Origin of the sequence: Euryhalocaulis caribicus (assembly GCF_000412185.1) — a bacterium.
Lineage (GTDB): Bacteria > Pseudomonadota > Alphaproteobacteria > Caulobacterales > Maricaulaceae > Euryhalocaulis > Euryhalocaulis caribicus.
The window spans coordinates 16,501-34,725 of the sequence record NZ_ASJA01000014.1; the positions used below are offsets into that span (position 1 = coordinate 16,501).

Below are 18,225 nucleotides of genomic sequence, written 5' to 3' on the forward strand. Positions count from 1 at the left end.
TAAAGAATTCTTTACCGATGCGATCTCCGCAAGAGGCGGGCCACTCTATTTCAGTCGAAAACGTCCCTCGCGCACGTGGTACGCGAAATATACCCCTATGAGCGTAAGCGCGAGGCCGAACCAGGTCAGCGCATAACCCAGATGACGGGACGGAGGCGTGCTGGACAGGGACGCCGGCGGCGCGTCCTGCCGCGCCCAGACATCGGCCAGCGCACCCGGGGCGAGGCCGAACTCAACCGCCAGCGCCGCGCGGTCGAAACGATGCCATTCATTGGAGCCGGGAATGTTTTCCGGCGTGAACGGGCCGGGCTCCGGCGTGGCGGCCAGGCGCAGCAGCTCCACGCTATCCATCACGCCGGTGGCAAAATGTTCGAACCCGGTCTGGACCAGAACGGCCCGCGCCTGCGTCAGGCAACCCGGCGCGTCGGCGATCTGAAGGATACGCCAACCGGGATTGCCTTCGCTGTCAAAGCCATACATGCGAACGGACTGCTCGCCGCGCAGTTCGGGCGGCAGGACCGGGCGCTGGCGGAACTCGCCGCCGCCGCAAATCGCCGTGGCCAGCGTCACCGGCTCGCCGGCGGACACGGCCGCATACTCGGCGATCAGGTCCTGTTTCCATTCCCGCCGCTCCAGCTGCCAGACGCCCAGCCAGATCAGAACGGCCAGCGCGATCAGCGCGGCGGCGGTCATTACGGGTTGCGGGCGGAAAATCATGGCGGGGCGGTCAGTCTTCGCGCAGCCGGGCCTCTTCCGCCCGGTTCTTGTATTGCAGCGCGTACATCAGGCCGCGGAACGGGCGCATCAGCGCCAGACAGCCGATCAGGGTCAGGGGCAGCCAGACCAGCATGTGCAGCCAGAACGGCCAGCCATAGGCGACCTCGACGATCAGCGCCGGAATGACCACGGCAAAGCCGACGATCAGGACGATGAAGGCGACGGGACCGTCGCCCACATCCTCCCCGCCGAAGTCCAGCCCGCAGGCGTCGCACTCATTGGCGATCTTCAGGAAACCGCTGAACAGAAAGCCTTCCCCGCAACGCGGGCAACGCCCCTTCAGCCCGGCCGCGATCGGGTTCGCGGCCGCCTCATCAGCCATAGACCACGTAGACGAAGGTGAAGAGGAACAGCCACACCACGTCAACGAAGTGCCAGTACCAGGCCGCCGCCTCGAAACCGAAATGCTTCTCGGGCGTGAAATGGCCCGCCATCAGGCGGATCAGACACACCAGCAGGAAGATGGTCCCGATAATGACGTGCGCGCCGTGGAAGCCGGTCGCCATGAAGAAGGCCGCGCCATAGAGCGAGCCGGAGAAGGCGAAATGCGCCGTGGCGTATTCGTAGAATTGAAGCGAGGTGAAGCACAGACCCAGAACCACGGTCAGCGCTAGGGCCAGCTTGGCGTCCCGGCGATTGCCGATCTGCAGCGCATGGTGCGCCCAGGTAACCGTGGTGCCCGACAGCAGCAGGATCAGCGTATTGATCAGCGGAATATGGAACGGGTCGAAGGTCTCGATGCCTTCAGGCGGGAACTGGCCCCAGCCCTCGGTCAGGCGCGCTTCGTGGAAGATCGCGCCTTCGAAGAATATCCAGAACCAGGCGACGAAGAACATCACCTCGGAGGCGATGAACAGGATCATGCCATAGCGCAGACCGATCTGGACCACGGGCGTGTGATCGCCGCTGCGCGATTCCTTGATCACGTCGCGCCACCAGCCGACCATCACATACATGATGCCCAGCGCGCCGAGTCCCAGCAGCCAGGGCTGACCTTCGCCGAAGAAGAAATGCAGCGGCGACGCCGCGTCGCTGACAAAGCCCTTCATCAGGACAACCAGCCCGATCGCCAGGACGAAGGCGAAGATGGAGCCGACCAGCGGCCACGGGCTGGGATTTACAAGATGGTAGTCGTGCTTGACGGCGTGATCCGCCATGGCGTTCCCCGCTAGGTTATAATCATACGGCCCGCGCCACCCCCGGCGCAGGAAAGAAGTCGATGCGAGCTATACCCTCAAAAATCACGCCGCCGCAACCGATGCTAGCCGCCGGAAGCGGGACTTGCCGCCGCATCCGCAGCGGCCACGCTTTCCCCGTCCGTTTTCTGTTCGAAGAAAGTGTAGCTGAGGGTGATGGTCCGGACGTCGTCGAGCGTGCCTTCGTCGTCCATTTCCGGGTCCACGTAATACAGAACCGCAAGCTCCTGCGTCTGGCCCGGCTCGAAACGCTGAGCGGTGAAGCAGAAACATTCCAGCTTCACGAAATACGGCCCCGCCTTGTAGGGCGTGACATTATAGGTGGCGGTCACGTCGACCGGGTAATCGGCCTGGTTCGTCACCTTGTAGAAGGCCAGCGCGCGTTCGCCTACTTTTAGGCCCTCGCGCGTCTCCGCCGCTTCGAATTTCAGCGGAATGCCGCGGGAGACGGAGCCGTCGAAGCGCACATTCACCGTCCGGTCGATGACCGAGACATCCTCGCCCCCGCCAACCTGCGTGGTGCCGCCATAACCGGTCACCGCGCAGAACAGATTGTACAGCGGGACCGCGGCGTAAGCCGCGCCAACCATGCCCAGCGCAACAGCCACGCCGCCGGTCAGCATCATCTTGTTGGACAGTTTGAACATGTCAGAGAGGCCTGTCTGGTATGCCGTTCTTCAGATTGATCACCGTGACGATGAAAACGAACACGGCGAATCCCGCCAGCGCCAGCGCGATGGCCAGATTGCGCCGCTTGCGCGCCTTCATCTCTTCCGGCGTCAGGGCGCGATAGCCCTGCGGCCGGTGATCCTGCGGATCATGGCGGCCGGTCAGCGGATCGGTGCGGTCTTCCTCTTCGGCCATCACGCGGCCCCGAACAGCGGCGCGTAAAGACCGAAGCCATGTTCGGCGATCAGCGCGCCGAACAGCAGGAACAGGTACAGGATGGAGGCCGCGAAGAGTGACTTTGCGTTCTTCGGCGAGCCCTCCCGGCGCAGGCGCCAGGCCGGAACGACGAACAGGACCGTGGCGACCGAGGCGGCTGCCAGATAGACCCAGCCCCCCAGCGCCACCGCCAGCGGGGCAAACCCGACCGCCGCGGTCAGCAGCGCATAGATCCAGATCTGGCGGCGGGTCGCGTCATCGCCCCGCACATTGGGCATCATGGGATAGCCCGCGGCGGCGTAGTCGTCCTTGGCCAGCAGCGCCAGCGCCCAGAAATGCGGCGGCGTCCAGATGAAGATGATGGCGAACAGAATCCAGGCTTCCAGCGGCGCGGCGCCGGTCGCCGCGGCCCACGCCACCACGGGCGGAAGCGCGCCGGAAGCGCCGCCGATCACGATATTCTGGTCGGTATGCGGCTTGAGCCAGAGCGTATAGACCACCGCATAGAAGAAGATGGTGAAGGCCAGAAGCCCCGCCGCGACATAATTCGCGGCCAGCGCCAGGCCCAGCACGGAAAACATCGCGATCGCGCCGCCAAAGGCCAGCGCGTCCGCCGCCGCGATCCGGCCCGTGGCCGTCGGGCGTCCGCGCGTGCGGCTCATGCGGGAATCCTGAACCGCTTCCAGCCCCATGTTCAGCGCCCCGGACGCGCCCGCGCCCAACGCAATGCACAGGATGGAGGCCACCGCCAGCACCGGATGAATGGATCCCGGCGCGACCAGAATCCCGGCCGCGGCGGTGAACACCACCAGCGACATGACGCGCGGCTTCATCAGCGTGACAAAATCACGCCAGCTGGCGACGCCCGCCGGTATGGCTGCGCTTGTATCGCTCATCTCGATCAGCCCGGCTCCCTTTGCGGGAGGTGAGGCCGCGCCCCGCTTCTAGCGGATGCGCGGCAGCTCCTCATACTGGTGGAACGGCGGCGGGGACGGCAGCGACCATTCCAGGGTGGTCGCGCCCTCGCCCCACGGATTGGCGCCCGCGGGGCGGCGCACCAGGAACGCCTCCACGATGCCGATCATGAACACCAGCACGCCCGCCATCGACAGATAGTTGCCCATGGAGGAGACGTGGTTCCAGAACGCGAACGCTTCCGGGTAGTCGATATAGCGGCGCGGCATGCCGGCCAGGCCCAGGAAGTGTTGCGGGAAGAAGATGATGTTCACGCCCACAAACGTCAGGATGAAGTGGATGCGCGCGATCAGCGGGTTGTACATGTAGCCGAACATTTTCGGGAACCAGTAATACCAGCCCGCGAAGATCGCGAAGACCGCGCCCAGCGACAGCACGTAATGGAAGTGCGCCACCACGTAATAGGTGTCGTGCAGGGCCTGATCGACGCCGGCATTGGCCAGAACCACGCCGGTCACGCCGCCAACGGTGAACAGGAAGATGAAGCCCAGCGCGAACAGCATGGGCGTCCGGATCGATATCGATCCGCCCCACATTGTCGCGATCCATGAGAATATCTTGATGCCCGTTGGCACGGCGATAATCATTGTCGCCGCCACGAAATAGGCCTTCAGATTCACGTTCATGCCGACCGTGTACATGTGGTGCGCCCACACGATGAAGCCGATCAGGCCGATCGCGACCATGGCGTAGGCCATGCCCAGATAGCCGAAGATCGGCTTGCGGGAGAAGGTCGAGACGATGTGGCTGATGATGCCGAAGCCCGGCAGGATCAGGATGTACACTTCCGGGTGGCCGAAGAACCAGAACAGGTGCTGGAACATCACCGGGTCGCCGCCGCCGGACGGGTCGAAGAAGGTCGTCCCGAAATTACGGTCGGTCAGCAGCATGGTGATGGCGCCCGCCAGAACCGGCAGGGACAGCAGCAGCAGGAAGGCGGTGACCAGAACGGACCAGGCGAACAGCGGCATCTTGTGCAGCGTCATGCCCGGCGCGCGCATGTTGAAGATGGTCGTGATGAAGTTGATCGCGCCCAGAATGGAGCTGATGCCCGCGATATGCAGCGACAGGATCAGCAAGTCCATCGCCGCGCCCGGATGTCCGATGGTCGATAGCGGCGGGTAGAGCACCCAGCCCCCGGCGAAGCCGTTGAACGCGCCCACGCCCGGCACGAACATGGACAGCACCGCCAGCGCGAACGCGAACGGCAGCAGCCAGAACGAGATATTGTTCATGCGCGGGAAGGCCATGTCCGGCGCGCCGATCATCAGCGGCACCATCCAGTTCCCGAAACCGCCGATCAGGGCGGGCATGACCATGAAGAAGATCATGATCAGGCCGTGATAGGTGATCAGCATGTTGTAGAAATGCTTGGCCGCCTCGGGGTCGCCGCCGGTGAAGGCGGTCAGCACGCCGATGCCCGGCGCCTGCAGCTCCATGCGGATCAGCCATGACATCGCGCCGCCGACCAGGCCGGCCATGATCGCGAAAATCAGGTAGAGCGTTCCGATGTCCTTATGGTTCGTCGACAGGAACCAGCGGGTGAAAAAGCCCGGCTTGTGATCGTCGTGCGCGTGCGCTTCAGCGGTCGCCATGTCCAAAAACGCTCCTTACTGCGTGTCCGCGGCGGCGAGTTGCGTGTCGCCGCCCGTCTGTTCGTTGACCCAGGCCGTGAATTGCTCCGTCGGCAGCACGTGAACCTCGATCGGCATATAGGCGTGGTCCTTGCCGCAAAGCTCCGAACACTGACCGAAATAGATCCCCGGCTCATCGACCCGGAACCAGAGTTCGTTCAGGCGGCCCGGAATGGCGTCGGTTTTTACGCCGAAGGCCGGCACGGTCCAGGAATGGATCACGTCCGCGCCCGTGGTCTGGACCCGCACAACCGCGCCCGCCGGCACGACCAGCGCGCCCGCATTCGCGTAATCGGTTCCGTCCCAGGTCGCCAGCAGATACGGACGGTCAAGGCGCTCGGCCTCTTCTTCCGGCAGCATCAGCGAGGTCACGGAGATGTCCTGATCCGGGTAGGAATACTCCCAGTACCACTGATAGCCCGTGGCCTTCACCGTCAGATCGGCTTCCGGAACGACATCCTGATAGTAGAGCAGTTTGAAGCTCGGCACCGCGATCACGACCAGGATCAGCACGGGCACGGCGGTCCAGATCACCTCGACCAGCGTGTTGTGGCTGAATTTCGCCGGGTCCTTGCGAACCTTCGCGTTGTAGCGAATGACGGCCCACAGCATCAGGCCGAGAACGACCAGCACGATGGCGGTGATGATCACCAGCAGCCACAGGTGAAAACCGGTCAGCATTTCCATGATCGGCGTGGCGGCTTGCTGGAAACCGACCTGCCCGTCTTCGGGCGCGCCCATGACAGGAAGCGAAGCGGCCGCGAGGGCGGCGTGTAGAATGGATGCGATCATAGGATCCCCGAGCACTCTGCAGACAGCCGCCCATCAAGGCGCCTGTTCGGAATACGAGTCAATTGACGGCGTCGTTTAGCCAAGTGCGCGCGAATATAGAAGCCCCCGACATGCAAGTCAGCGTCTTAACTGCGCGCATCCTGTCGCAGGGCGCGGCCCGGATTCCCCCTTCATGTTTCCCGCATCAGGCGAAAAGTGGTATGATACAGGTCATCAGGGCGCGCGCGACGCGCCGGTTTTACTGACGGTCCGCCGCGCGGCGCCTCCAGAGGACGGGAGGCTCCCATGAGGCCGTATTCAATTTTTGCCGTTTTCCTTCTCGCCGCCGGAATGTCCGGCGCGGCGGGCGCCGGGCAACTGGTCATCGGCCAGACCGCGGCGGCCGCCTGCTACAAGGCGGCCGAGGCGCAAAACTACTCCCGGTCCGCCTGGCGCACCTGCACCGAGGCGCTGGACGAGGACATGTCGCGACGCGACCGGGCCGCCACCCACATCAATCGCGGCATCGTCGCGGCGGGCGGCGGACGGATCGACGACGCGCTGACCGACTACCAGACCGCCATCCGGATGCGGCCGGAGATCGGAGAGGGCTACGCCAATCGGGGCACGGTCTTCAGAACCCAGAAACGCTTTGACGCCGCGCTGGCCGATTTCGACAAGGCGCTCAGCCTCGGGGTGAAAGAGCCGCATCTTGTCCATTTCAACCGCGCCGTTGTCCTGGAACAGACCGGCCGCGTGAAAGAGGCCTATTTCGATTACAAGAAGGCCTCCGAACTCGCCCCGGACTGGGATATGCCAAGGCGGGAGCTGGAGAGATTCACGGTCACCGAAACGGGCTGACGCGCCCGGCGCCACTGTTTGCGGGGACTCGCAACCGGCCCTTGGACTGCTATCTCTAGGGAAAGCCAAACCTTCAGGAGCTCCCATGCCCTTCGACGCCCCGCAGGACGATCTTGATCTGAACGCCGCCGAGCCGATCCTCGACGCGGCGCTGACCGGCGCCGATGACGGGGAGCTGTTTATCGAGCGGGGCGTATCAGAGAGCTTCGTGTTCGACGATGGCCGGCTGAAAACCGCCGCCTATGACCTGACGCGCGGCTTCGGCCTGCGCTGCGTTGCGGGCGAGTCCACAGGCTACGCCCACTCGGCAGAGATGAGCGTGCCCGCCCTGAAGCGGGCCGCCGAAGCCGCCGAGAGCGCCAAGCGCGGGCGCTCCGGCGGGATGGCCGAACCGCCCCGGCGGACCAACGCCAAACTCTATACCGATGTCGACCCCAGCGCCGCCCCGTCCTTCGAGGCCAAGGTCAAGCTGCTGCAGGAAATCGACGCCTATGCCCGCGCGAAAGATCCGCGCGTGGTTCAGGTGACCGCCTCACTGGCCGGCTCGCGCCGCGACATTGAAATCCTGCGCGCCGGCGGCGAGCTTTACCGCGACGCCCGGCCGCTGGTGCGGCTGAACGTCTCCGTCGTTGTCGAGAAAGACGGCCGCCGCGAAGCCGGTTCGGCCGGCGCGGGCGGGCGCACCACTTATGAACAATGGATCACGCCCAACGCCTGGAAAGGCTCCGCCGACGAGGCGCTGCGTCAGGCGCTGGTCAATCTGGAAGCCGAAAACGCCCCGGCCGGCGAAATGGATGTGGTCCTCGGTCCGGGCTGGCCCGGCGTGCTGCTGCATGAAGCCGTCGGCCACGGACTGGAAGGCGACTTCAACCGCAAGGGCAGCTCCGCCTTTTCCGGGCGCATGGGACAGCGCGTCGCCGCGCCGGGCGTGACCGTCGTCGATGACGGCACGATGGCCGAACGCCGCGGCTCCCTGACCATTGACGACGAAGGCACGCCGACCGACCGCACCGTGCTGATCGAGGACGGGATTCTGGTCGGCTATATGCAGGACCGCCTGAACGCCCGCCTGATGGGCATGGAGGCGACCGGCAACGGCCGCCGCGAATCCTACGCCCACATGCCCATGCCGCGCATGACCAATACTTTCATGCTGGCCGGGCAGGACGACCCGGACGACATCGTCGCCTCGCTGGAGGACGGCGTCTATGCGGTGAATTTCGGCGGCGGCCAAGTGGACATCACCAACGGCAAATTCGTTTTCCAGTGCACCGAGGCCTATCGCGTGAAAAACGGCAAGATCCTTCACCCCGTGAAGGGCGCGACCCTGATCGGCGACGGCCCGACGGCGCTGACCCGGATCTCAATGATCGGCAACGACATGAAGATGGACCCGGGCATCGGGGTCTGCGGCAAAGGCGGTCAGGGCGTTCCGGTGGGCGTGGGCCAGCCGACCCTGAAGATCGCCGGACTGACGGTGGGCGGCGCGGGTTAAAAGCCCCCCGGTCGCGCCTCCACGCCGGTCATTATTACAATGATTTCACATTCTTACCTCCGGGATAGACTTATCACGGGGTTGTGAAAACAGTGTCCCGAACTTAACGGGTCAAACGCCCTCTCCGCTGTCACCTTGTCCCTCGGGGAGGCGTTTTCTTGTGGGGACAGACAAACATGCAACGCACATTACTCGCGGCTTGCGCCGCGGCGGCAATATTTCCTTTTGCCGCTTTTGCCGATGACGACACGCCGGCTCAGCCCGCCAAACCGGAAGCGGTGCTGACCTATCAGCCGGTCTTTTTCGAGACATTCAACGCCCTGACCGCGCTGGACATGGTTCAGAGGGTTCCGGGCTTCAGCATGGATGAAGGCGAGTCGGTGCGCGGCTTTGGCGGCGCAGCCGGCAATGTCCTGATCGACGGCGAACGGCCAAGCTCCAAGGAATCGCTCGGCTCCATCCTGCAGCGCATTCCGGCCAGCCAGGTGGAGCGGGTCGAGCATATTCGCGGCTCGGTCAGCGGCATCGACATGCGCGGCCAGACCGAAGTGGTCAATGTGGTGCGCGCCGAGGGCGCATCCGGCGGCAGCGGCGCCTGGGAGGCCAATTTCCGGATTCAGGAAGGCGAACCCGTCGTGCCGTTCGGCGAGGCCTCCTATTCCGGTCAGGCCGGGCGCGCCGACTATACGGTCAGCTTCGAGTCAGACGGCTACCGCGCGCCCTGGAACGGTCCGGAATTCCTGTTCCGGCCTGACGGGACCCTGATCGAGCGGCGTGAAGAGGAAGGCCGCGACACGTTCCGCAACTACAAGATCGCCGGGAATACGGAGATCGAGCTGGGGGCCTGGACCGTGCGCGCCAACGCCGACGCGGACTGGCGCTGGTACGAATATCCCGAACCGGGCCGCGCCTTCGGTCCGGACGGAGAATTCCTGCGGCTCGATGAACTGTTCATCGATGACAGCAGCGAGAATTTCTCTTTCGGCGGCGACGTGGAGCGCGATTTCGGCGAGGCGCTTTCCTTCAAGCTGATCGGCCTGCAGAAACTGCGGGAGTTTCAATCCGAACAGACCTCCAGCCGCTTCGACTCCGGGGGATTCAACAAGCGAACGCGTCAGACCATCGCCAATGACGAGGGCGAATCCATCCTGCGCGGCGTGGTCACATGGATTCAGTCGCCGCGCAGCGCCTTCGATTTCGGGGTCGAGGGCGCCTATAATTTCCTCGAATCCGATGTCGATCTGACCGTCGATGAAGGCAATGGCTTCGTGGTTATTCCCCTGCCGGTGACCGAAGCCAAGGTGGAGGAATATCGCGGCGAGGCGTTTGCCTCCTGGGTGTGGGAGCCGAGCGACCGCCTGACCATCGAGCCGGGCCTGACCGTGGAGGTTTCGCGCATCACCCAGTCCGGCTCCGCCCAGGCCGAACGGGACTTCATCTATCCCAAGCCGTCCCTGGCCGTGACATGGGATTACGCCAGCGACCGCCAGATCCGCCTGCTGGCCGAACGCGAGGTGGCGCAGCTCAACTTCTTCGACTTTGTTACCTCTTCCTCGCTCAGCGATGACCAGACCAATGTCGGCAATCCGGACCTCAAGCCGCAGCGCACCTGGCGGCTGCGCGGCGAATGGGAAAAGCGGTTCTGGACAGAGGGCGTCATCACGCTGCTGGGCGAGTTCGGGTATGTCGAGGAGGTTCAGGATCTCATTCCCATCGGCGAACCGGGCAAGCGTTTCGACGCGCCGGGCAATCTGGGAGACGGCGATTACTGGCGCGCCCGGGTCAGCGCGACCGCGCCGCTGGACCGCCTTGGCCTGACCAATGCGCAGCTGGAAGCCTATGCGGAAACCGGCGATTCCAGCGTCACCGATCCGGTCACGGGCCGCACCCGCATCTTCTCCGACCGGCGGCACGAGGAATGGTATGTCGAGTTCCGGCAGGACTTCCCCGACCGGAAATTTTCCTACGGCTTCGACTATTATCAGGGCGGCGACGTCGAGCTGTATTTCATCGACGAGGTGCGCCGGTTCGAGAACGGGCCCGGCGATCTGGACGTTTTTGTCGAGACCACCCGCGTTCCGGGCGTCACCGTGCGCCTGTCGCTGGAGAATATCGGCAATGTCGATTTCGCCCGCCGCCGGGATTTCTTCGACGGCCCGCGCGATATCGGACAGCTCGCCGCCTATGAAACGCGCGAGAAACAGAACGGCGTAACCGGCTATCTGACCTTCCGCGGCACCTTCTAGTCCGCTCTGCTGTGCGATCGCGCAAAAGAAAAGGCCGCGGAGGATCATCCTCCGCGGCCTTTCTCATTCAACGGCTCAGACCAGGCTTACGGCGCGCCCGAGGTGCGGTCCAGCGACGGGCCGCCCGCTTCCGTTTCAGTCGGATGCGGCTTCAGGGACTCGGCCCGGCCATGCCCCAGCCGCTTCAGGAAGGGCGACAGCACCAGCACGATCACCGCGATGACCACCGCCACGATGCCCACATTCATGTAGACGCTGGCGTACTGGTCCTTGGCCGCTTCCATATTGACGATCTGGCCGCCCACGGTCTCGGCGCCCGTGCTGGCGGCGATGATGCCGGCCAGATAGTTGCCGAAGCCCGAGGCCAGGAACCACGCGCCCATCATCATGCCGACAACCTTCGGCACGGACAGCTTGGTCACCGCCGACAGGCCCACCGGGGAGAGGCAAAGCTCGCCCGTGGTGTGCAGCAGGTAGATCAGGAAGATCCAGATCACCGGCACCAGCGCCGCCGCGGCGGTCATGTTGATGCCCTGCACCAGCACGATGAAGCCCAGACCCAGCTGCAGGATGCCGAGGCCGAACTTGGCCACCGTGTTGGGCTCCAGCCCGCGCTTGGCCAGCGCCACCCAGAGCCAGGCGAACAGCGGCGCCAGGGTGAAGATGTAGATGGCGTTCAGCGACTGGAACACCGGCGCAGGCACGGTGAACAGGCCGAACACGCTGCGGTCGACCACGCGGTCGGTGAACAGGTTCAGGGACGAACCCGCCTGCTCGAACAGCGCCCAGAAGGGCAGCTGCAGCATGATCAGGAACAGCGCCAGCAGCATCCGGTCGCGGTCCACGGACGGAATCTTCATCACGTCCAGCACCACGACGCCCGCCACCAGGATCGCCCCGATGGCCAGCGGCCAGGTAATCAGCGCCTGCGGGGCCGCCTCGGCAATGCCCAGCGTCACGCCGGCCGACCACAGGATCGGCACGGCCATGATCAGGAAGCCCAGCACGAACAGCCCGATTTCCATCTTGGGATTCTTGCCGTCCTCCGGCCGCCCGAAGACAAATAGCGACAGGCCGATAATCACCGCCATCATGAACAGGCCGAACACGTTCAGCAGGTCGCCGACGAACGCCTCGTTCATGATCAGGATCCAGGAGACCAGCACCATGCCGACGCCGCCCAGATAGACCATCCATTCCTTGTTGATCGGTCCGAACACCTTGGACTTGAGGTCTTCCCGGTTGGGCGGCTCGGCCAGCCCGGCGAGGAATTTCTGACCCCACAGGAATACCAGCAGGCCCAGAAGCATGCCGATGCCGGCAAGGCCGAAGCCGTATTTCCAGCCATAGGCGACGCCCAGCCAGCCGCAAAGCAGCGATGACGAGGCCGCGCCCAGATTGATGCCCATGTAGAAGATGGTGAAACCGCCATCCCGCCGCGGATCGTCAGGCCGGTAGAGGTCGCCCACGATGGTGGAGATATTGGCTTTCAAGAAGCCGACGCCGGAAATGATCAGCGCCAGGGACAGGTAGAAGATGCTCAGGAAGAAATTGTTCTTCTGAACCGTGATCTCGTATTCGTCCGCGGGAATCGTGCCGGGAAGGCCGGCCGGGGCCGCGTCCTCGAACACGATGCCTTCCTCGGCGAAGGAGACCGGCGTGCGGCCGGCTTCCGAGACCAGGAAATTCATCGTTTCGTCGCCGCGCCCTTCAACCACCAGCTCGTATTCGGAGCCGGCATAGTTCACGGTTTCTTCGGCCCGCGTCCCTTCGAACGCCATGCCGAAATGGCCCAGCACCAGAAGGATTGCGCCGAATGTCACCGCTTTGCGCGACCCCAGATAGCGGTCGGCCAGCGTGCCCCCGATCACCGGCATGACGTAAACCAGCGCGGTGTACGCGCCGTAGATCATCGCCGAACGCTGATCGGAGAACAGGAAATGTTGTGTCAGGTACAGGATGAGCAGGGCGCGCATCCCGTAATAGGAAAAGCGCTCCCACATCTCGGTGAAAAACAGGATCAGAAGGGCTTTTGGATGACCAAAGAAACTATGGTCGTTCCATACCCTTTCAACAGCCGCGTTGGTATCGCTCACGCCGTCTCCCCTTATTCCGTTATGGCGTTTTTGTGTCGGCGCGCACTAGAGCACGGCGATTGAAAAGCGCCAAGCATCCCTCACGGGGTTTTTAACAGAACGGAAAGCAGGGGTGGCAAGGCGGATAACGGGCTCATGCGCAGTAGCGCCGGTTACCTGTCGCAGAGGCCGGCAAGGCCAGCATCCGCCCTTATGCCGCCCCGGGAGGCGCGGCGCCTAAGCGGCTTTACCTTAGGTATTCTTCGTCAGTGACCGGTTCGAGCCACTCGACATTTTCCCCGTCCAGCTTCTCCTGAACAGCGATGTGCGTCATCTCCGCATCCGGCGTTGCGCCGTGCCAGTGTTTCTTGTCCCGCGGGCAATCCATGACGTCCCCGGCTTGGAACTCGACCTTGGGTCCGCCTTCGACCTGGGTCCAGCCAACGCCGCTTGTCACGATCAGAAGCTGGCCAAGCGGGTGTTTGTGCCAGTTGGTCCGGGCGCCCGGTTCAAACGTAACACGAGCGGCCGTGACATTGGACGGCGCCTCGGGATCGTTCACGATCGGCTCAATCCAGGCCTTGCCGGTGAACCACTCGGCCGGTCCCTCAATGGTTGCGGGATCGGCGTGCCGTAGGATCTTCATGGGGGTGTCTCCGTTTGAATCTTCTGTGCCGGCGGACGCCGCCGCGCAGCCTGTGAGAAAAGCGCCCAGCGTGAGCGCTGCAGCCAGCCGGGCGGCGGCGCCGCTCCATCGGCGGGAAACGCCGGCGGATATGATCGGATTGTTCCTGTTCGTGGCCATGCCTATCGAACTCCTTGCTTGATGATCCCGCCGCCGCGTCCATTCGGTCAGCGGCGGCGGGCTTTGTTTTTTCTCGGGCTCGCGCGCTAGAGGTTCGTCTCGAAGAACGTCTCGAGCTTATCCCAGGGGATGAGTTCCACACGGTCGTAGAGGTCGACATGTCCGGCGCCGGGGACGAGGACCAGTTCCTTCGGCTCCGCCGCGCGCGCGTAGGCGTCTTGGCTGAATTCAATGGAGTGCGCCTGGTCTCCGGTAATGAACATCATCGGACGCGGGGAGATCGTCTGGATGTCGTTGAGCGGATAGAAGTTCATGAACTTGACGTTGCTCGACAGGGTCGGGTGCGTCGTCAGCTCCGGCGAAGAACTTTCCGGCGTGTATTCGCCCCGCGGCGTGCGATAGAAATCATAGAATTCACGCTGGATCGGATGCGTATCCCCGGTCAATTCGTGGACCGTGCCGCCCGTATATTCCATTTCGCCGCCTTCATATTCGACATAGCGTTGCTCCACCGCGTCCGCGATGACCGCCTTACGCTGTTCAAGCGTCTGCGAATTGTTGAGGGCATTCCGGGTCGCGCCGCCCATGTCGTACATGCTGACCGTGGCGATAGCTTTCAGCCGTGAATCGATCTTCGCCGCGGCGATCGAAAAGCCGCCGCTGCCGCAGATTCCGATCACGCCGATGCGTTCGCGGTCAACAAAGCCTTGGGTTCCAAGGAAATCGACCGCGGCGCTGAAGTCCTCGACATAAATGTCAGGAGCCACGGCATTGCGCGGTTCGCCGGCGCTCTCGCCCCAGAAGGAGAGGTCAAAGGAGAGGGTCACATAGCCCATCTCCGCCATTTTCTGGGCGTAGAGATTGGCGCTCTGTTCTTTCACCGCCCCCATCGGGTGACCGACGATGATGGCCGGGTATTGCTTCGTCTCGTCGAAATCCTCCGGCGTGAACAGATTTCCGACAACTTGCATCTTGTACTGATTATCAAAGGCGACCTTCTGCATGGCGACCTCCTGGCTGCGGTAGAAATTGTCAGCCCCGTCAGACAGGTCCTGGGAAACGGCCGGGGAGCTGACCACCGACATCAGGACAAGCGCGCTGGCGATAGAGCCAGTGAGTTTCAGCTTGCGCATTTCGAGCTCCGTTCGCTGAGAATGGATCGTTCGGGCCCAGGGCCGTTGAGCGGCCCCGGCAACGCTCTGAACGTATCGCAGCCGGCTCGCAGAGCGTTAGCGCGATCCTTTCCAATTCTTGCCTATTTCTATTTGTATGGATAATTTCGGATTGTAGCGCGGAGGAACGAAATGCTAGGTTTGGCTTCATTCCGGGAATAGAAAAATGGATATTAATTATAAATAGCAATGACTTATAATAAACCAAGCGCAGGAAAAAGCGAGCGAAACCCTTCAGCGGGGTCCGCCGCGTTCGCAAAACGAATTGCCAAATGGACCGCCGGCAAGAACCAAGCGGACACGCCGGTCCCAGGGCTGACCCTGCATCGCTGGCCGCATCCGACCGAACCGACCAGTTACATGCTCGCCCCCAGCATCTGCCTCATCGGGCAGGGGCGGAAGCGGCTTTTCCTGGGCGACAACGCCTATGTGTATGACGCCTCTCAATTCCTGATCACGTCGGTCGACCTGCCGGTAGTGTCGCAGATCATCGAGGCGACAAAGGGGGCGCCCTATCTCGGCCTCACACTGGAGCTCGATCTGAAGGGCATCGCCCGGATGATGCTGGAGCGTGAACGCCCGCCGCAGAAACAACCGGTCAATCGTGGCGGAATCGCCGTCAGCGAGGTGTCACCGCCGCTGCTTAACGCGATCGAGCGCCTGATCGATCTTCTGGAGTCCCCGGAGGACATCCCCGCGCTGGCGCCCCTCCTCATGCAGGAAATTTCCTACCGCCTGCTGATCGGCGAACAGGGCCCCCGCCTTTATCAGCTTATATCCGCCGAAAGTCATAGCTACCGTATTGCCCGCGCCATCGACTGGCTGAAGGACAATTTCGACAAACCGCTGAGGGTCGGGGATCTCGCGTACAGGGCGGGATTGAGCAGTTCGGCGTTTCACAATCACTTCCGCGCCTTAACGGCGATGAGCCCGCTTCAGTATCAGAAGAAAATGCGCCTCAATGAGGCCCGCCGCCTGATGTTTACAGAACATCTGGGCGCGTCAGACGCGGCGTTCGAAGTCGGCTATGAAAGCCCGACGCAGTTCAGCCGGGAATATAGCCGCATGTTCGGCGCGCCCCCGGCCCGGGACATCCAGAATCTGATACAGGAAACCGCGCGCTAGGCTTTTCGCCGGAGCCTAGTCTAGTAGGCCAGCGTCTTGAAGACCGGGTCCACGTCCTCGCCCCACTCATTATAGTAGGAGTCGAGAAGCGCCTCCGCCGGGGTGACGCCGCTGTCCGCGATTTCCTGTATTTCGTCCAGGAACAGCGACTCATTCTCGCCATGCGCGTTGAGGCGCTCACGGCGGCTGAGGCCCTGGCGCGAAATATCCAGCGCCTGTTTTGCGATATCCTGCAGCGTACGGCCGCGGAACGGGGTTTTCAGGGCGATGCGCGCGGCTTCCATGCGCATGGTTTCGCGCTCTTCCGCCGTCCAGTCCTTCACCAGATCCCACGCCGCGTCGAGGCTGGCGGAATCATAAAGAAGCCCCACCCAGAACGCCGGCAGGGCGCAAAGGCGGCACCACGGCCCGGAATCCGCGCCGCGCATTTCCAGGAACGTCTTCAGCCGCACTTCCGGGAACAGCGTGGAAAGATGGGTCTCCCAGTCGCCGATATTGGGCCTCTGGCCGGGCAGTTGCGGCAGCTTGCCGTCCAGAAAATCGCGGAAGCTTTCCCCGGCCGCGTTGATCAGCCGGCCATCGCGCACCACCAGATACATCGGCGCGTCCAGGGCCCAGTCGACATATTGCTCGAACCCGAAACCGTCCTCGAAGGCAAAGGGCAGCGTGCCGGTGCGCGCCGCGTCCGTATCGGTCCAGATATGGGAGCGGTAGGACAGGAACCCGTTCGGCTTGCCGTCCGCGAACGGCGAGTTGGCGAACAGCGCCGTGGCAATCGGCTGCAGCGCCAGCGCCACGCGCAGCTTCTTCACCATGTCCGCCTCGTCCGCGAAATCCAGATTGGCCTGCACGGTGCAGGAGCGGAACATCATCTGATGGCCCAGCGCGCCGACCCTGGGCATGTAGTCCCGCATGATCTTGTAGCGGGCCTTGGGCATGAGCGGCGTGTCTTCCAGGCTCCATTTCGGCGAGAAGCCGAGCCCCAGAAACCCCGCGCCGATCTCGTCGGCGACCGTACGCACCTCTTTCAGGTGGCGATTCACCTCCGCGCAGGTCTGGTGCAGGGTTTCCAGCGGCGCGCCGGACAACTCGAACTGTCCGCCCGGCTCAAGCGTGACGGAGCCGCCATTGCGTTTCAGCGCCACCGGCTTGCCGTCTTCGGCGACAATTTCCCAGTCGAATCGCGCCATGCCCTCCAGCATCTTGCGCACGCTGGGACCGTCGCTCTCATAGTGAAGCGGTCCATGATCGGCGAGCCGGAAGCCGAACTTCTCGTGCTCTGTGCCGATGCGCCATTCGGATTGAGGCTTGCCGCCCTGGGCCAGCGCCTCGATCAGGTCGGATTTCGACTCGATAGGCCGATTGTTTTCGAAATTGGCGGACATGCGGCCTCGGACGGCTTGTGAGTAATAGCGGGAGTTAGGACGCGGCCCCGGACTTCGCAAGCGCGCAACCGCAAACTTAGTCCCAATCGCCCCATGCGCTCTGGATCAGCGCCAGCGCCGCGGCGGCGGCGGTGTCGGCGCGCAGAATGCGCGGGCCAAGGCTGACCGGCCGCACGAAATCCAGCGATTTCAGGCGCGCCCGCTCATCCTCGGAAAACCCGCCCTCCGGCCCGATCAGAACGGCGAGTTTGCCGGTCTCCAGTCCGCCCAGCGCCTTCAGCATCGGCGGAACCTCCCCGCCCTCATCGCAATAGATCAGCGGCCGCGCCGCGTCCCAGCCGTCCAGCGTCTGATCCAGGGTCCGCGCCTCCGCGATATCGGGCAGGTCCAGCCGTTCGGTCTGTTCGGCGGCCTCCCGCGCCAGCGCCTCCATGCGGTCCATGCGCACGCGCTCGCTGTTGGTATAGCGCGTGAAGACCGGCGCGATGCGCGCCGCGCCCAGCTCGGTCGCCTTTTCGACAATGAAGTCCGTGCGGGATTTTTTCACCGGCGCGAACAGCAGCCACAGATCGGGCGGCGCATGTTGCGGACGCGTCTGTTCCGCCAGCTTTATCGTGGCTGCGCGCTTGGTCGCCTGCGCGACTTCGGCGCGCCATTCGCCGTCCTTTCCGTTGAACACGCGCACCGGATCGCCGTCCTTGCGGCGCATGACATTGACCAGGTAATGCGCCTGATCCTTCTCCAGCGCGATTTCCGCGCCTTTTCCCAGCGCGGCGTCGATGAAAAGTCGTGGAACAACGGCCATATCTGGCGTCTTATCAGG

At 63.5% G+C, this 18,225-nt stretch carries 17 protein-coding genes; 4 read left to right on the forward strand and 13 right to left on the reverse strand.

Translation table 11 applies throughout. The annotated features are described in order from the left end of the window. Nucleotides 1–45: 45 nt before the first annotated feature. The 8 genes from L338_RS11665 to coxB all read right to left on the reverse strand — a co-directional run bounded on the left by L338_RS11665 (nucleotide 46) and on the right by coxB (nucleotide 6,259). Nucleotides 46–717: an SURF1 family protein gene (locus L338_RS11665; protein WP_022698570.1), complete on the reverse strand. Its 672-nt coding sequence runs from the start codon at nucleotides 715–717 to the stop codon at nucleotides 46–48. A 10-nt stretch (nucleotides 718–727) separates the two neighbouring features. Continuing rightward, nucleotides 728–1,099: a DUF983 domain-containing protein gene (locus L338_RS11670; protein WP_022698571.1), complete on the reverse strand. Its 372-nt coding sequence runs from the start codon at nucleotides 1,097–1,099 to the stop codon at nucleotides 728–730. Then, complete coding sequence (locus tag L338_RS11675; RefSeq protein ID WP_022698572.1) at nucleotides 1,092–1,934, reverse strand: cytochrome c oxidase subunit 3; 843 nt, start codon at nucleotides 1,932–1,934, stop codon at nucleotides 1,092–1,094. The genes L338_RS11670 and L338_RS11675 overlap by 8 nt, the downstream gene beginning before the upstream one ends. Before the next feature lie 104 nt (nucleotides 1,935–2,038). Beyond that, entirely contained in the window at nucleotides 2,039–2,620 is a 582-nt protein-coding gene (locus L338_RS11680) for a cytochrome c oxidase assembly protein (RefSeq protein ID WP_022698573.1), read from the reverse strand. Between the two features lies 1 nt (nucleotide 2,621). After that, nucleotides 2,622–2,837 (reverse strand): hypothetical protein, encoded by a 216-nt coding sequence (locus L338_RS17705; protein ID WP_022698574.1) that lies wholly within the window; start codon nucleotides 2,835–2,837, stop codon nucleotides 2,622–2,624. After that, nucleotides 2,837–3,754, reverse strand: a complete 918-nt coding sequence (locus L338_RS11690) for a heme o synthase (protein ID WP_022698575.1) — start codon at nucleotides 3,752–3,754, stop codon at nucleotides 2,837–2,839. The genes L338_RS17705 and L338_RS11690 overlap by 1 nt, the downstream gene beginning before the upstream one ends. 48 nt (nucleotides 3,755–3,802) lie before the next feature. Further along, nucleotides 3,803–5,428, reverse strand: a complete 1,626-nt coding sequence (gene ctaD, locus L338_RS11695) for a cytochrome c oxidase subunit I (protein WP_022698576.1) — start codon at nucleotides 5,426–5,428, stop codon at nucleotides 3,803–3,805. A 15-nt stretch (nucleotides 5,429–5,443) separates the two neighbouring features. Next, nucleotides 5,444–6,259 carry a cytochrome c oxidase subunit II gene (coxB, locus tag L338_RS11700; protein ID WP_022698577.1) on the reverse strand — a complete coding sequence of 272 codons (816 nt, stop codon included), beginning with the start codon at nucleotides 6,257–6,259 and terminating at the stop codon, nucleotides 5,444–5,446. A gap of 285 nt (nucleotides 6,260–6,544) precedes the next feature. Here coxB and L338_RS11705 point away from each other — a divergent pair, with 285 nt between their 5' ends. From L338_RS11705 to L338_RS11715, 3 genes are all read left to right on the forward strand, one after another. Further along, the gene (locus L338_RS11705) at nucleotides 6,545–7,099 is read left to right on the forward strand and encodes a tetratricopeptide repeat protein (protein WP_022698578.1); all 555 of its coding nucleotides are present in this window, start codon (nucleotides 6,545–6,547) and stop codon (nucleotides 7,097–7,099) included. Between the two features lie 85 nt (nucleotides 7,100–7,184). Next, nucleotides 7,185–8,594, forward strand: coding sequence for a metalloprotease TldD (gene tldD / locus L338_RS11710; RefSeq protein ID WP_022698579.1), 1,410 nt, complete (start codon nucleotides 7,185–7,187; stop codon nucleotides 8,592–8,594). Between the two features lie 176 nt (nucleotides 8,595–8,770). Then, nucleotides 8,771–10,840, forward strand: a complete 2,070-nt coding sequence (locus L338_RS11715) for a TonB-dependent receptor plug domain-containing protein (RefSeq protein WP_022698580.1) — start codon at nucleotides 8,771–8,773, stop codon at nucleotides 10,838–10,840. A gap of 86 nt (nucleotides 10,841–10,926) precedes the next feature. Here L338_RS11715 and L338_RS11720 read toward each other — a convergent pair whose 3' ends face one another. From L338_RS11720 to L338_RS11730, 3 genes are all read right to left on the reverse strand, one after another. Then, nucleotides 10,927–12,936 (reverse strand): peptide MFS transporter, encoded by a 2,010-nt coding sequence (locus L338_RS11720; protein WP_022698581.1) that lies wholly within the window; start codon nucleotides 12,934–12,936, stop codon nucleotides 10,927–10,929. A 226-nt stretch (nucleotides 12,937–13,162) separates the two neighbouring features. Continuing rightward, nucleotides 13,163–13,561: a (R)-mandelonitrile lyase gene (locus L338_RS11725; RefSeq protein WP_027068494.1), complete on the reverse strand. Its 399-nt coding sequence runs from the start codon at nucleotides 13,559–13,561 to the stop codon at nucleotides 13,163–13,165. Nucleotides 13,562–13,806: 245 nt separating this feature from the next. Beyond that, entirely contained in the window at nucleotides 13,807–14,805 is a 999-nt protein-coding gene (locus tag L338_RS11730) for an alpha/beta hydrolase (RefSeq protein WP_422110947.1), read from the reverse strand. Between the two features lie 276 nt (nucleotides 14,806–15,081). On the opposite strand from L338_RS11730, the gene L338_RS11735 reads away from it, so the two are divergent. Next, the gene (locus L338_RS11735) at nucleotides 15,082–16,017 is read left to right on the forward strand and encodes an AraC family transcriptional regulator (RefSeq protein WP_022698584.1); all 936 of its coding nucleotides are present in this window, start codon (nucleotides 15,082–15,084) and stop codon (nucleotides 16,015–16,017) included. A gap of 20 nt (nucleotides 16,018–16,037) precedes the next feature. Here the strand turns inward: L338_RS11735 and L338_RS11740 are convergent, their stop codons facing one another. Next, nucleotides 16,038–17,402 (reverse strand): glutamate--cysteine ligase, encoded by a 1,365-nt coding sequence (locus tag L338_RS11740; protein WP_022698585.1) that lies wholly within the window; start codon nucleotides 17,400–17,402, stop codon nucleotides 16,038–16,040. A 76-nt stretch (nucleotides 17,403–17,478) separates the two neighbouring features. Then, the gene (locus L338_RS11745; protein WP_022698586.1) at nucleotides 17,479–18,207 is read right to left on the reverse strand and encodes a 16S rRNA (uracil(1498)-N(3))-methyltransferase; all 729 of its coding nucleotides are present in this window, start codon (nucleotides 18,205–18,207) and stop codon (nucleotides 17,479–17,481) included. Nucleotides 18,208–18,225 lie beyond the last annotated feature (18 nt).

Coding starts and splice junctions, on each gene's coding strand:
- tldD (WP_022698579.1), top strand. CDS start 7,185: ATGCCCTTCGACGCCCCGCAGGACGATCTTGATCTGAACGCCGCCGAG.
- L338_RS11740 (WP_022698585.1), bottom strand. CDS start 17,402: ATGTCCGCCAATTTCGAAAACAATCGGCCTATCGAGTCGAAATCCGAC.
- L338_RS11690 (WP_022698575.1), bottom strand. CDS start 3,754: ATGAGCGATACAAGCGCAGCCATACCGGCGGGCGTCGCCAGCTGGCGT.
- L338_RS11670 (WP_022698571.1), bottom strand. CDS start 1,099: ATGGCTGATGAGGCGGCCGCGAACCCGATCGCGGCCGGGCTGAAGGGG.
- coxB (WP_022698577.1), bottom strand. CDS start 6,259: ATGATCGCATCCATTCTACACGCCGCCCTCGCGGCCGCTTCGCTTCCT.
- L338_RS11715 (WP_022698580.1), top strand. CDS start 8,771: ATGCAACGCACATTACTCGCGGCTTGCGCCGCGGCGGCAATATTTCCT.
- L338_RS11665 (WP_022698570.1), bottom strand. CDS start 717: ATGATTTTCCGCCCGCAACCCGTAATGACCGCCGCCGCGCTGATCGCG.
- L338_RS11680 (WP_022698573.1), bottom strand. CDS start 2,620: ATGTTCAAACTGTCCAACAAGATGATGCTGACCGGCGGCGTGGCTGTT.
- L338_RS11725 (WP_027068494.1), bottom strand. CDS start 13,561: ATGAAGATCCTACGGCACGCCGATCCCGCAACCATTGAGGGACCGGCC.
- L338_RS11735 (WP_022698584.1), top strand. CDS start 15,082: ATGACTTATAATAAACCAAGCGCAGGAAAAAGCGAGCGAAACCCTTCA.
- ctaD (WP_022698576.1), bottom strand. CDS start 5,428: ATGGCGACCGCTGAAGCGCACGCGCACGACGATCACAAGCCGGGCTTT.
- L338_RS11675 (WP_022698572.1), bottom strand. CDS start 1,934: ATGGCGGATCACGCCGTCAAGCACGACTACCATCTTGTAAATCCCAGC.
- L338_RS11705 (WP_022698578.1), top strand. CDS start 6,545: ATGAGGCCGTATTCAATTTTTGCCGTTTTCCTTCTCGCCGCCGGAATG.
- L338_RS17705 (WP_022698574.1), bottom strand. CDS start 2,837: ATGGCCGAAGAGGAAGACCGCACCGATCCGCTGACCGGCCGCCATGAT.
- L338_RS11730 (WP_422110947.1), bottom strand. CDS start 14,805: ATGTCGGTGGTCAGCTCCCCGGCCGTTTCCCAGGACCTGTCTGACGGG.
- L338_RS11745 (WP_022698586.1), bottom strand. CDS start 18,207: ATGGCCGTTGTTCCACGACTTTTCATCGACGCCGCGCTGGGAAAAGGC.